The organism is Streptomyces sp. NPDC107559 (assembly GCF_055657365.1).
Genome location: NZ_JBVKBD010000006.1, coordinates 287,315 through 299,407 on the forward strand (window position 1 = coordinate 287,315; position 12,093 = coordinate 299,407).

Consider the following 12,093-nt stretch of genomic DNA (forward strand, 5'->3'; position numbering starts at 1 on the left):
TTTCACCATGTACAGGCCAACGAGAGGAACGGCTGCCGTCCCGTACCGGAACGCTGGTCGCCCGGTACCGGAACGCCCGCCGCCCGTTCGGCGACCCACCGTGCCCGTCCGGACACTGCGCGCGGTTTTCTCTCCGGCGGACGATCCGTCCGTGCCGAGGGATGGTGGAGGAGGGCCCGGGAGGCGTAGGAGAAGGGGTTGTGCGCGGTAGAACAGGGGAGTCGGTATCGAGGACGACGTGCCGCGCGGACGCCCGAAGGCGGTGCATCTGATGAATGCAGCCGGATCACCGGCGGACCGCGGCGACGAGCCCGTACGCGGGCCGGAACAGCCGAGTGGACTGCTCGACGTGCTCAACGTGGCCTCTGTGGTGCTGGACACCGAGGGGCGCATCGCGCTGTGGAGCCCGCAGGCCGAGGAGCTCTTCGGCTACCCGGCGCGTGAGGCGCTGGGGCGGTACGCGGCCCATGTGATGGTGCACGAACAGCATGTCGACCTGGTCGTCAAGCTGTTCGCCGACGTCATGGCCACCGGCGAGGGCTGGGCCGGCGCCTTCCCGATCCGCCGCAAGGACGGCACCACGCGGCTCGTGGAGTTCCGCAACATGCGGCTGCTGGACGAACGGGGCGATGTCTACGCCCTGGGGCTGGCGACCGACCGGTCGACCGTACGCCGGCTGGAGCGGGACGTGGCCATGACGGCACGGATGGTGCAGCAGTCGCCGACCGGGCTGGCCGTGCTCGACACCGAACTGCGGTTCGTGTCGGTCAACCCGGCGCTGGAGCGGATCGACGGCATCCCGGCCGAGGAGCACCTCGGGCGGACGTTCCACGAGGTGCTGCCGCTGCTGGACGCCGACGCCCTGGAGTCCGAGGCACGTCAGGTGCTGCGGACCGGACAGCCGGTCACCCACCGCCGGATCATGGGCCGCACCCCGGCCGACCCGGACGAGGACCACGCCTGGGCGATGTCCCTGTACCGGCTGGAGGACGCCCGCGGCACCGTGCTGGGGGTGGCCGCCTCGACCATCGACGTCACGGAGCAGTACCGGGCGGGCGTCGAGGCGGAGGCGGCGCGGCGGCGGCTGGCCCTCATCGCGGACGCCACCACCCGGATCGGCACCACCCTGGAACTGGACCGGACGGCTCGTGAACTGGCCGACGTCGCCGTGCCGGAGCTCGCCGACATCGCCGCCGTCGACCTGCTGGAAGCGGTGGTGGAGGGCCGCCGCAGCATGCTGGGCCCCGCGCAGGCGGCGGTCATCCGGGCCCTGGCCGTACAGGCGCAGGACGCTCCTGAAGCGCTGGCGGCGGCCGACCCGGCCGGCCAGGTGGCCCGGTACGGACCCGACCGGCTCGTCACGGAGTGCGTCCGCACGGGCGAGGCGGTCATGGTGGCGGAGGTCAAGGACGAGGACCTGCCGCGCATCGCCCGCTCCCCCGCGGCGGCCGAGCTGCTGGCCCGGGCGGGCGTCCACTCGTATCTGGCCGTGCCGCTGATCGCCCGCGGCGAGGTGCTCGGTGCGCTGGACCTCAAGCGGGTCCGCAACCCGTTGCCGTTCGGCGAGGACGATCTGCTGCTCGCCCGGGAGCTGGCCTCACGGGCGGCCGTGCAGATCGACAACGCCCGCTGGTACCAGAGCGCCCGCAACACCGCACTGGCCCTCCAGCGCAGCCTGCTGCCCAGCCACCCGGCCGTCACCGGCGGCCTGGAGGTCGCCTCGCGCTACCGGCCGGCGGGCGCCACCACCGAGGTGGGCGGCGACTGGTTCGACGTCATCCCGCTGGACGGCGGCAGGACCGCGCTCGTGGTGGGCGACGTGATGGGCAGCGGCATCAGCGCCGCCGCCACGATGGGCCGGCTGCGCACCGCGACCAACACGCTGGCCTCGCTCGGTCTCGACCCCGCCGTCCTGCTCGCCCACCTCGACCGCATCACGGCGGGCCTCGACCACTACATCGCGACCTGCGTGTACGTCGTCCACGACCCCCGGCGGCGCGAGTGCCGGATCGCCAACGCGGGACACCTGCCGCCGGCCCGGCTGCGCCCCGGCCGGGCCCCGGAACTGCTCGACCTGCCCACCGGGGCGCCGCTGGGCGTGGGCGGTGTCGGGTTCACCACCGTCACCGTCGACTTCGCGCCCGGCGACCAGCTCGTCCTCTACACCGACGGGCTCGTGGAGACACGCCGGCACTCCCTCGACGAACGCCTGGCCAGGCTGCTCGCCCTCCTGGACGACCCGGCCCGCCCGCTGGAGAGCATGTGCGACCACCTGCTGGACACCCTGCACCACCCCGACAACCACGACGACGTGGCCCTGCTGGTCGCCCGGGCACGACAGGAACCCTGACCGGCCGTGGGGGCTCTCCGTGCCCTAGGACTTGGTCCCGGTCACCACGTGCGCGTACAGCTCCTCCGACTCGGCGAGGGAGGCGGTCAGCCCGGCACGGGTGAAGGCCTCGACGGCCGCCGGCGCCTGGCGCTCGCTGGTCTCGACGAACAGACAGCCGCCGGGAGCGAGCCAGTCGGGCGCCCCGGCGGCGACACGGCGCAACAGGTCGAGTCCGTCGGCGCCGCCGTCGAGCGCGGTCAGCGGCTCGTGCTCACGCGCCTCGGCGGGCAGCAGCGCCACCTCGCCGGTGGGAACGTAGGGCACGTTGGCGGCGAGCACGTCGACACGGCCGCGCAGTCCGTCCGGGAGCGCCGCGAAGAGGTCACCCGTGTGGACGTGACCGGTGACATTGCGGCGGGCGCAGCGCACGGCGGCCGGGTCGATGTCGGCGGCGTGCAGTTCTACCGGCCCCAGGGCGGCGGCCAGTGCCGCGCCCACCGCGCCGGAGCCGCAGCACAGGTCCACGACCACGGCGGCCCGCGGGACCCGGGCGACGGCCTGGCCGACGAGGAACTCGGTACGGCGTCGGGGCACGAAGACACCCGGCTCCACGGCGATGCGCAGACCGTGGAACTCGGCCCAGCCCAGGACGTGTTCGAGGGGAAGTCCCGCCACGCGGCGGTCCACCATCGCGGTGACCTCGTCCGGCGTACGGGCGGTGGTGAGGATCAGCTCCGCCTCGTCCTCGGCGAAGACGCATCCGGCGGCGCGCAGTGCGGCGACGGTCCGGGGGCGCAGGGCGGAGGACGAGGGCATGGGCGAGGGAAGGGAGGAGGGCATGGAAGCCGAGAGCCTTTCGGAAGCCGAAGGGCGCTCTCGCGGTCACCCGCAGTCGGTGGACCGTGCCATGGTGGCGAGGTGAGAGCACCCGACCTGACAAGCGGTAATGGGTCTCACCTCCTAGGTCTGCGTCGGCTGTGGCGGTCCGCAGCCGGACGGCCACCCTATCGCAGCGGTGCGCGCCGGACGGCCCTCTCGGCCTCCCCGGGGGAAGTCGGCCCGGGTCGCCCCCTCGGGATCAAGTTGTATTCTGCAACCAGAGGGGACGGAAGATGCACGTGAGGGAGACCAGGTGACAGCGACCGAGGCCGTGGAGACCATCCAGCGGGAAATGACGACCTTCGCCCGTCGCGCCCGTGCCTCGGCCGGCCGGATGCACCCCGAGCTGTCGCTCGTCTCGTACACGCTGCTCGGCCATCTGGAGGAGATGGGCGGCTGCCGGGCCACCGACCTGGCCGCCCACTACGCCCTCGACAAGTCCACCGTCAGCCGCCAGGTCGCCGCGCTGGAGCGGGCCGGTCTGATCGAGCGCCGGCAGGACCCGGAGGATCACCGGGTCCAGGTGCTCCATGTCTCCGCGGCCGGGTGCGGCATCCTCCACCAGGTCACGCAGCGCCGCCGGGCCGCCTTCCGGGAACGGCTCGCGGACTGGCCGGAGGAGGATCTGGAGCGGTTCGCCGGGTATCTGGAGCGCTACAACGCCGCGGCGACGGCACCGGACACCGAGGACGGCTGAGCACCCCTCGCGGCGGCTCCTCCACGACCGTTCCCGCCGCCCGCCCGCAGCGGCGGACGGCGGGACAGGCCCTAGGCCACCCCCACCGTCCGCTCCTGCGTCATCCGCTCCGGCACGCGCGCCGACAGGAACGCCGTCCGCATCCGCAGCCGGAAACCCAGTGACTCGTACAGCCGCAGGGCGCCGGTGTTGTCCGCGCCGGTGTGCAGGAACGGCGTGTCGCCGCGTTCGCGGATGCCGTGGGCGACGGCCAGGATCAGCCGGCTCGCCAGGCCCTGGCCGCGTACGGACGGGTCGGTGCAGACCGCGCTGATCTCGGTCCACCCCGGCGGGCGCAACCGCTCCCCCGCCATGGCGACGAGCGCTCCGTCGCGCCGGATGCCCAGGTAGGAACCCATTTCGATGGTGCGGCGCTCGAAGGGTCCCGGCCGGGTGCGGGCGACCAGGTCGAGCATCTCGGGCACGTCGGCGGGGCCGAGCGGTACCGCCTCCGGGTCCGGGGCGGCGGCCAGGCCGTCGTCGACCAGCTGGACGCCCGCCATGCGGAAGGTGATCTCCCAGCCGGGCGGGATCCGGCCGCGGAAGCCGAGCAGCGGGACCTCGGCCCCGGGGCCGGCCAGCGCGGCGAGATCCTCCCAGTCCTCGGCGTCCGGCTCGTCGGACAGGGCCAGCCAGGGAGTGACGTCGACCGGGTAGCGCAGCACCCGGCCGTACCGTTCGGCGAAGTGGGCGTGCGGGCCGGTGAGGGCGGCGCGGGCGGGGTTGTCCAGGACGTGCGGCTGTGCCGGTCCGTCGGTACCCGTGGGGCGGACGGCGCTCATACGGCGGCCTCCGGGACGGCTGCGGCCGACGCCGCGCTCCCGGCACCGGCACCAGCACCGATCCAGGCCCCGCCGGTCCGGGGGTCGCCGTGCCTCGTGAAGACGTACGCCTTCGGCATCCGCTCCCACTCTCCTTCGCTGTCGTCCTTCGCTGCCGCGGGCCCGCCGGTCGTGCGGAAAGACCGGCACAGGGCACTCCAGGTGCAAGGTCGATCTCCGGCCCGCTATTCCCCGGACGCCGGCCGGTACCGGGGCGGACGGACCAATACCGGGACGGGTCCGGCTTGCACGTACGGTTGAATGAGCAAGCGATCCGTACGCATCAGCTCGTAGGCAGGCACCGTCTCCCCCATGAACGTCACCCGAGGCTTCACCGGGCGCCCTCGCGTCCACAATCCCGGGCTGCCACCCGGCCAGTACGACGCGGGCGACGACTGGCCCGTGCTCTCCGCCGAGGTCACGCCGGACCTGGCGCCCGCGGACTGGACGTTCCGGGTGGACGGTCTGGTGGAGCGGCCGCACACCTGGGACTGGGCGGCGGCGCACGCGCTGCCGGCCTCCGCCTACGAGGGCGACATCCACTGCGTGACGAGCTGGTCGAAGTTCGGGGTGCGGTTCGGGGGCGTGTCGCTGGACACGTTCCTGGCGGCCGCGGGCCCGCACGCGTCGGCCACCCACGCCGTCGCCTACGCGCACACCGGCTACACCTCGAGCCTGCCGCTCGCGGACCTGACCGGCGGGCGCGCCTGGATCGCGTTCGAGTACGACGGGCAGCCGCTGGCCGCCGAGCACGGCGGCCCGGCCCGGCTGCTGGTGCCGCACCTGTATTTCTGGAAGAGCACGAAGTGGATCGCCGGACTGACCCTCCTCGACCACGACGAGCCGGGCTTCTGGGAGCAGAACGGCTACCACGCGCGCGGCAACCCCTGGGAAGAGCAGCGGTACTCCGGTGACTGAGACGACACGGACGGCGTTCGTCCCGCCCACGCGCTTCGCGGTGCCCGGCCGCATCGACGCCGGCGAGGCCGCGGCGGAGTGGCAGACGGCCACCCTCACGGAGATCCGGCGGGAGACCCCGCGCGCGGCCACGTTCCGGTTCGCGATGCCCGCCTGGACGGGGCACCTGCCCGGGCAGCACCTGATGCTGCGGCTGACCGCCGCGGACGGGTACGTGGCCCAGCGGCACTACTCGATCGCCTCGGCGCCGGACCGCTCGGGGCACATCGAGCTGACCCTGGACCACATCGAGGGCGGCGAGGTGTCCGGCTGGTTCCACACCGAGGCCCGGCCCGGCGACCAGGTGCGGGTGCGAGGCCCGCTCAGCGGCTTCTTCGCCTGGCCCGGCGACCGGCCCGCCCTGCTGATCGGGGCCGGTTCCGGCGTCGTACCGCTGATGTCGATGGTGCGCCACCACCGCGAGCGCCGCCTGTCGGTGCCGCTGCGGCTGCTGGTGTCGGCGCGCGGTCCGCAGGAGCTCGTCTACGCACGCGAGTACGGCACGGAGACCACGCCCGTGTTCACCCGGACCGCGCCCGCCGGGGTGCCGGTGGGGCGGATGACGGCCGCGCATGTGGCGCCGCTGCTGGCCGAGCGGCCCGACGGCGGGTGGGAGGCGTACGTGTGCGGCTCCAACGCCTTCGCCGAGCACGCCTCGCGGCTGCTCGTGGCGGCGGGCCAGCCGGTGGACCGCATCCGGATCGAACGCTTCGGCTGACGCCGGGACCGCGGCCGGCCTCTCTCGCAGGGGCGGTCCCCGGCCCCGAGCGTCCCCCCGCCTCGGCCTCACCTCCACCCCGTCTCAGGATCGCCTCCGCCTCACCTCTCCCTCACCTCTTGTTCCGATCTGTACAGATTTGGGATCAATGTCCGCCGAATGGGGTACAACACCCTGTGGCTCTCGCACGCGGCACGGAAGGAGTGGCGCACCGGCCGACGGGTACGGCTCCTTCCGGCCCCTCGGCACCGCTGACGGCGAGGAGGTCGGCCGACATGCGAACCCGTATACGCTTGCGGCGCCTGCGGCGCAGTGCGCTGCGGCGGCGCTCGGACGTCGTCGAGGTGTGGACGGCGCTGCTCGTGACGGTCCTGCTGTGCCTGGGCGCGCCCCTGGCCGGGATCGGCGCCGGCTGGTGGGCGCACGGCGAGGCGCGGGCGCTCGCCGCGGCCCAGCGCGCGGAGCGCCACCGGGTGCGCGCCGAGGTGACCGGACAGACGCCCGACACCCTGCCGTCCTTGGACGCCGGGCGGCGGCAGACGTATCGCGTGGCCGTGCGCTGGACGGAGCACGACGGCGGGGTGCGCACCGCCATGGCGCGGGTTCCGGCCGGGACGCTCCGCGGCGATGTGGTCGACGTGTGGTTCGACGCGCAGGGCCGCAGCGTCGGGCCGCCGCAGGGCCGGACGGCCGTCTGGCAGCACACGCTCACCTCGGGGGTGTGCGCGGCGGGCGGCGCCGCCGCTCTCGTGCTCCTCGGGCAGGGCGTGGTCCGCCGGGTGGCCATGCGGCACCGGATGGCCGAGTGGGAACAGGACTGGGCGCGCACCGAGCCGGAGTGGACACGACGGCACCAGTCGTGACCCCGGCCCCCTCTCCGTTGAACCGTTTCACGAGGTCTGGCGCCCGCCGCTCGCGCGCACGTACGGTGTGATCACCCGTACGTTCCGTTCGCACCCGAGGCGGTTCTCGATGGCCCTGTTCGACCTCGCTCTCGACGAGCTCCGTGAGTACCGCAGCGAATCCACCGAGCCGGCCGACTTCGACGCGTTCTGGTCGAAGACGTTGCAGCAGGCACGCGAGCACGACCTGGACGCCCGCTTCGAGCCGGTCGACACGGGCCTTTCCACGGTGCGGGTGTACGACGTGACGTTCGCCGGGTTCGGCGGGCACCCGGTGAAAGCCTGGCTGACGCTGCCCGCCGCGGCCGAGGAGCCGCTGCCGCTGGTCGTGGAGTTCATCGGGTACGGCGGCGGGCGCGGCCTGCCGCACGAGCACCTGCTGTGGGCGTCGACGGGCCGTGCCCACTTCGTCATGGACACCCGCGGCCAGGGCAGCGCGTGGGGCGGCGGCGGTGGCACCGCCGACCCGGTGGGCGGGGCGCCCGCGTACCCCGGATTCATGACCCGGGGCATCGACGCGCCCGAGAACTACTACTACCGGCGGGTGTTCACGGACGCGGTGCGGGCCGTCGAGGCCGCCCGGTCGCACCCGCTGGCCGACGCCGCGCGCACGGTGGCGCTCGGCGCCAGCCAGGGCGGCGGCATCACCCTCGCCGTGGGCGGACTGGTCCCGGACCTGGTCGCGGTCGCCCCCGACGTGCCGTTCCTGTGCGACTTCCCGCGCGCGGCGACGCTGACGGACCGTCACCCCTACCGGGAGATCGGCCTCTTCCTCAAGACGCACCGCGGCCGCGGCGAGGACGCCCTGCGCACCCTGTCCTACTTCGACGGTGTGCACTTCGCGGCCCGGGGCCGGGCTCCGGCGCTGTTCTCGGCGGCCCTGGAGGACCAGACCTGCCCGCCCTCGACGGTCTTCGCGGCCTTCAACGCCTGGGCGCACGACGACAAGGCGATCGAGGTGTACGACTTCAACGACCACGAGGGCGGCGGCCCGTACCAGGAAGCGGCCAAGGTGCGCTGGCTGCGGTCGTACGCCTGAGCCTCCGGGCGGGGACGGGGACGTCCGCAGGCGGCCTTCCCTCCAGTCCGACCAGTCGGTACGTTCTGGAGGCCCGGGCCGCGGCGGTGCGGTCCGGCGATCCGCAGGACGACGGAGGACACATGTCCGAGCAGCACGAGCCACGGGTCCACGGCCACTGCGACGCACGTTTCGCGGCGGTGCGCACGGCGTTCGAGGAGAACTTCCGCGAGCGCGGCGAGCTGGGCGCCGCGGTGACCGTCACCCTCGACGGCCGGACCGTGGCCGATCTGTGGGGCGGCTGGGCCGACCCGGCGCGCACCCGGCCGTGGCAGCGGGACACCCTGGTCAACGTATGGTCGACGACGAAGGGGCCGGTGGCCCTGTGCGCGCACGTCCTCGCCGACCGGGGACTGCTCGACCTCGACGCGCCGGTGGCCGCGTACTGGCCCGAGTTCGCGGCGGCGGGCAAGGAGCAGGTGCTCGTACGGCATCTGCTGTCGCATCGCGCGGGCCTGGCCGGTCTGCGCGAGCGGCACACTCCCGCCGACTTGTACGACTGGGAGCTGACCACCCGCCGGCTCGCGGCGACCGAACCGTGGTGGGAGCCTGGGACGCGGTCGGGGTATCACGCGCTGACCTTCGGGCACCTGGTCGGCGAGGTGGTGCGGCGGGTGTCCGGGCTGCTGCCGGGCGCGTTCCTGGAGCGGGAGTTGACCGGGCCGCTGGGGGTCGACTTCACCGTCGGGCTGCCGGAGAAGGAGGCCGGACGGGCGGCCGAGCTGGTACCTGCGCCGGCCGCGCCGAGCAGCGAACGGGCGGCGGTCTTCAGCCAGTTGGCACCCGCGGCGGTCGCCGCCCTGACCAATCCGCCGGTGGGTGCGGCGGAGGCCAACTCACCCGAGTGGCGGGCCGCGGAGATCCCCGCGGCGAACGGGCACGGCACGGCCCGCGCCGTCGCCGCGCTGTACGGGATCCTCGCGGGCCGGGGCACCTTCGACGGCCGTCGCATCCTGTCCCCTGAGGCGGCCGAGCGGGTGCGCGAGGGGCAGGGCAGCTGCCGCGACCTGGTCATCGGGGCCGGTTTCGCCCAGGACACCGAGGCCGGGCTCGGGCTGTGGCTCAGCGGCCCGAACGGCTCGTACGGGCCGAACCCGAGAGCCGTCGGACACGACGGCTTCGGCGGGTCGTGCGGCCTGGCCGATCCGGAGGCGGGGCTGTCCCTGGGATACGTCATGAACCGGATGGGGTCGAGGATCGCCGACGACCCGCGGAAGATGGCGCTGGTCGAGGCCGTGTACGGCGCGCTGTGACGGCTGCCGGGGCCGTGTGCGTCACGTCGTCGCACCGTCGCGTCCGTCGGGGCGCGTGGTGATGCCCACGGGGGTGGCGTGACGGGTGTGACGGATGGGCCGCGCGGGTCGGCCGTGGGTCGGTTTCGGCCGAACCTGCGGACCGGCCTTCCCAACTGGTTTAGACCAATGCTAGATCTGGTCGCGCAATGAGCCCGTACGGCTACGTCTTGTCACCATAGGAGGCGCGGCATGGCCCGCACCACCCCCCGCGACCCCGCCCACCCGCGAACCGACGACCGCACGCCGACCGCGGTCCGCACACGGACCGACAGCCACGCATGGACCGACAGCCTCGCACCGGCCGACAGCCGTGCACGGACCGACGACCGCGCACGGACCGGGGACCCGACACCGGCCGACGGCGGGACCCTGTACTGGCAGGTCGCCACCGCGTTGCTCGGCGAGCTGCGGGACGGGACCATCCCGCCCGGTGGACGTCTGCCGGGCGAGCGGCGGCTCGCCGAGCGCTTCGGCGTCAGCAGGCTGACCGTCCGGCAGGCGCTGGAGGTGCTGCGGCACGACGGCCTGGTCGCCACCGACCGGCGCGGCAGTCACGCCACCCTGACGGGCCGCCCGCTGGAGGACCCGGCCTCGCTCGCCTTCCCGGTCGGCGTCCGCAGCCCGGATCCCGGCACCGTCGACCGGGCCACCGTCGCCTGGGAGCCGCCCCCGCCGGACCACGCCCACGCCCTGGGCCTCGCCCCGCACCATCCGACCCTCGTGCACCGCTACGAGTGGACCGCCGCGGACGGGGGCGGCGGACGCTCGGCCGTGACCTCGTTCTCCGCCGTGGCGCTGTCCGAGGTGGCGGAACTCGGCCGCTATCGCTACCGGGCCGACGGTACCGCCGCGGCCCAGCTGCGCCGGGCCTACGACTGGATGCGCAGGGCGGGCCTGACCCTGCATCACCGCGACTCCATCACCCGGCTGGACGGCGCGCCCTCGGTGCGGGTGACCCGGCGCGTCCACGACCAGTACGCGCGCCCGCTGGAGATCACGGACCTGGTCGTGGACGCACGGCAGGACGCCCTGGTGTACGAGTTCACGGTGCCGGCGGCTGGCTGACGGACCGGCCGGGCGGGGGCGCGCTTCCGATCGGCCCCGGGCGCCGCGGCCGGACCCTCACGGCCGGACGGCCGCCGCCCTGCGGGGCCGCTCGGCCGTGACCAGCCGGGCGCGCGGGCTGCCGTCGTGCCGTCGCCCGAACTCGGGCAGCGCCTGGAGGCTCATGCGCAGCCCGGCGCCCGCCAGCTCCCGCCGTATCCGCCCGAGCCCGAAGGCGCGGTAGTACATGACGAACGGCGGCCGCCACACCGCGTTGCGCACCCGCATCGCCGCGTCGAAACCGGCCAGCGTCCAGAACGCCGGGGACGACGGGCGCGGCGGGGCGACCACGGGGAACACGAAGCGGCCGCCGGGCCGCAGCACGGAGTGGACCTGGGCGAACAGGCCCGGCAGTTCAGGGGGCAGGAAGTGCCCGAACGCCCCGAAGCTCACCACCAGGTCGAAGGCGGGGCCGAACGGCAGGGCGCGGGCGTCGGCCCGCACCCAGGAGACCCGCGGCCCCGCCCCCGCGGTGCGCCCGCGGGCCTGCGCGAGCATCCCCGCGCTGAAGTCGAGGCCGGTGACGCTCCTGCGGCACACCCGGGTCAGCACGTCCACCCCGGCGCCCGTGCCGCAGCACAGGTCGAGGCCGTCGTCCACGGGGCCGTCCCACTCCAGTGCGGACGCCACCGCGTCGAGCACGGAGTCCGGGGTGCGGAACGGGGTGTGGTCGAACTTGGGGGCGAGCAGGTCGTAGCCGTGCTCGACGGAGGACAGCGCCTGGACGGCGAGTTCTCGCAGGCTGGGGCCTTCGGGGCTGAACATCCCGATCAGCGTAGAGGAACCCGTCCGTGGACACGCTGACGACCGGTGACTACTCTGACCCACCAATACTCAACTAATTGACTATGGGGTGATCCGATGCGCGCGTTCCGCGAGGCGGTCGAGGCGGGCGATCTCGACGCCGTGGAGGCACTGCTGGCCGAGGACGTCGTCTTCAGCAGCCCGGCGGTGTTCAAGCCGTACCAGGGCAAGGCGATCACCGCGGCGATCCTGCGCACCGTCGCCGGTGTCTTCGAGGACTTCCGCTACGACCGTGAGCTCACGTCGGCCGACGGCCGTGACCACGCGCTGGTCTTCAACGCGCGCGTGGACGACCGCGAGCTCAGCGGCTGCGACTTCATCCATGTCGACGAGGACGGTCTGATCGACGCGTTCACGGTCATGGTGCGCCCGCTGTCCGGCCTCCAGGCCCTGGCGGCGGCCATGGGCGCGCAGTTCGACCGGATCGCGAAGGAGGCGGAGGCGCGCTCCGTCTGATCAGCGCGCCT

At 74.0% G+C, this 12,093-nt stretch carries 12 protein-coding genes; 9 read left to right on the forward strand and 3 right to left on the reverse strand.

Features of this window, described 5'->3' with window-relative positions; genetic code table 11:
• Positions 1 to 271: 271 nt before the first annotated feature.
• The gene (locus tag ACZ7OY_RS20480) at positions 272 to 2,350 is read left to right on the forward strand and encodes a SpoIIE family protein phosphatase (protein WP_471912661.1); all 2,079 of its coding nucleotides are present in this window, start codon (positions 272 to 274) and stop codon (positions 2,348 to 2,350) included.
• 24 nt (positions 2,351 to 2,374) lie between these two features.
• Here ACZ7OY_RS20480 and ACZ7OY_RS20485 read toward each other — a convergent pair whose 3' ends face one another.
• Positions 2,375 to 3,172: a putative protein N(5)-glutamine methyltransferase gene (locus tag ACZ7OY_RS20485; RefSeq protein ID WP_471912662.1), complete on the reverse strand. Its 798-nt coding sequence runs from the start codon at positions 3,170 to 3,172 to the stop codon at positions 2,375 to 2,377.
• Between the two features lie 292 nt (positions 3,173 to 3,464).
• Between ACZ7OY_RS20485 and ACZ7OY_RS20490 the strand changes: the two genes are divergently transcribed.
• Positions 3,465 to 3,908, forward strand: coding sequence for a MarR family winged helix-turn-helix transcriptional regulator (locus ACZ7OY_RS20490; RefSeq protein WP_471912663.1), 444 nt, complete (start codon positions 3,465 to 3,467; stop codon positions 3,906 to 3,908).
• Positions 3,909 to 3,979: 71 nt separating this feature from the next.
• Here the strand turns inward: ACZ7OY_RS20490 and ACZ7OY_RS20495 are convergent, their stop codons facing one another.
• The gene (locus tag ACZ7OY_RS20495) at positions 3,980 to 4,729 is read right to left on the reverse strand and encodes a GNAT family N-acetyltransferase (protein ID WP_471912664.1); all 750 of its coding nucleotides are present in this window, start codon (positions 4,727 to 4,729) and stop codon (positions 3,980 to 3,982) included.
• Between the two features lie 351 nt (positions 4,730 to 5,080).
• Here ACZ7OY_RS20495 and ACZ7OY_RS20500 point away from each other — a divergent pair, with 351 nt between their 5' ends.
• From ACZ7OY_RS20500 to ACZ7OY_RS20525, 6 genes are all read left to right on the forward strand, one after another.
• Positions 5,081 to 5,686, forward strand: coding sequence for a sulfite oxidase-like oxidoreductase (locus ACZ7OY_RS20500; RefSeq protein ID WP_471912665.1), 606 nt, complete (start codon positions 5,081 to 5,083; stop codon positions 5,684 to 5,686).
• Entirely contained in the window at positions 5,679 to 6,443 is a 765-nt protein-coding gene (locus ACZ7OY_RS20505) for a ferredoxin reductase (protein ID WP_471912666.1), read from the forward strand. The genes ACZ7OY_RS20500 and ACZ7OY_RS20505 overlap by 8 nt, the downstream gene beginning before the upstream one ends.
• A gap of 275 nt (positions 6,444 to 6,718) precedes the next feature.
• A complete protein-coding gene (locus ACZ7OY_RS20510; RefSeq protein WP_471912667.1) occupies positions 6,719 to 7,306 on the forward strand; it encodes an Rv1733c family protein in 588 nt (195 codons plus the stop codon).
• A 109-nt stretch (positions 7,307 to 7,415) separates the two neighbouring features.
• On the forward strand, positions 7,416 to 8,384 hold the full coding sequence (locus ACZ7OY_RS20515) for an acetylxylan esterase (RefSeq protein WP_471912668.1): 969 nt from the start codon (positions 7,416 to 7,418) through the stop codon (positions 8,382 to 8,384).
• Positions 8,385 to 8,506: 122 nt separating this feature from the next.
• Positions 8,507 to 9,676, forward strand: coding sequence for a serine hydrolase domain-containing protein (locus ACZ7OY_RS20520; protein WP_471912669.1), 1,170 nt, complete (start codon positions 8,507 to 8,509; stop codon positions 9,674 to 9,676).
• Positions 9,677 to 9,907: 231 nt separating this feature from the next.
• Positions 9,908 to 10,783, forward strand: coding sequence for a GntR family transcriptional regulator (locus tag ACZ7OY_RS20525; RefSeq protein WP_471912670.1), 876 nt, complete (start codon positions 9,908 to 9,910; stop codon positions 10,781 to 10,783).
• Positions 10,784 to 10,840: 57 nt separating this feature from the next.
• Here the strand turns inward: ACZ7OY_RS20525 and ACZ7OY_RS20530 are convergent, their stop codons facing one another.
• The gene (locus tag ACZ7OY_RS20530) at positions 10,841 to 11,587 is read right to left on the reverse strand and encodes a class I SAM-dependent methyltransferase (RefSeq protein WP_471912671.1); all 747 of its coding nucleotides are present in this window, start codon (positions 11,585 to 11,587) and stop codon (positions 10,841 to 10,843) included.
• 96 nt (positions 11,588 to 11,683) lie between these two features.
• Between ACZ7OY_RS20530 and ACZ7OY_RS20535 the strand changes: the two genes are divergently transcribed.
• Complete coding sequence (locus ACZ7OY_RS20535; protein ID WP_471912672.1) at positions 11,684 to 12,082, forward strand: nuclear transport factor 2 family protein; 399 nt, start codon at positions 11,684 to 11,686, stop codon at positions 12,080 to 12,082.
• The last annotated feature ends 11 nt before the right edge of the window (positions 12,083 to 12,093 follow it).

What these genes read in the sequence shown, in the direction of transcription:
- ACZ7OY_RS20525 (WP_471912670.1), top strand. Translation starts at nt 9,908, where the DNA reads ATGGCCCGCACCACCCCCCGCGACCCCGCCCACCCGCGAACCGACGAC.
- ACZ7OY_RS20535 (WP_471912672.1), top strand. Translation starts at nt 11,684, where the DNA reads ATGCGCGCGTTCCGCGAGGCGGTCGAGGCGGGCGATCTCGACGCCGTG.
- ACZ7OY_RS20495 (WP_471912664.1), bottom strand. Translation starts at nt 4,729, where the DNA reads ATGAGCGCCGTCCGCCCCACGGGTACCGACGGACCGGCACAGCCGCAC.
- ACZ7OY_RS20515 (WP_471912668.1), top strand. Translation starts at nt 7,416, where the DNA reads ATGGCCCTGTTCGACCTCGCTCTCGACGAGCTCCGTGAGTACCGCAGC.
- ACZ7OY_RS20530 (WP_471912671.1), bottom strand. Translation starts at nt 11,587, where the DNA reads ATGTTCAGCCCCGAAGGCCCCAGCCTGCGAGAACTCGCCGTCCAGGCG.
- ACZ7OY_RS20480 (WP_471912661.1), top strand. Translation starts at nt 272, where the DNA reads ATGAATGCAGCCGGATCACCGGCGGACCGCGGCGACGAGCCCGTACGC.
- ACZ7OY_RS20520 (WP_471912669.1), top strand. Translation starts at nt 8,507, where the DNA reads ATGTCCGAGCAGCACGAGCCACGGGTCCACGGCCACTGCGACGCACGT.
- ACZ7OY_RS20485 (WP_471912662.1), bottom strand. Translation starts at nt 3,172, where the DNA reads ATGCCCTCCTCCCTTCCCTCGCCCATGCCCTCGTCCTCCGCCCTGCGC.
- ACZ7OY_RS20510 (WP_471912667.1), top strand. Translation starts at nt 6,719, where the DNA reads ATGCGAACCCGTATACGCTTGCGGCGCCTGCGGCGCAGTGCGCTGCGG.
- ACZ7OY_RS20500 (WP_471912665.1), top strand. Translation starts at nt 5,081, where the DNA reads ATGAACGTCACCCGAGGCTTCACCGGGCGCCCTCGCGTCCACAATCCC.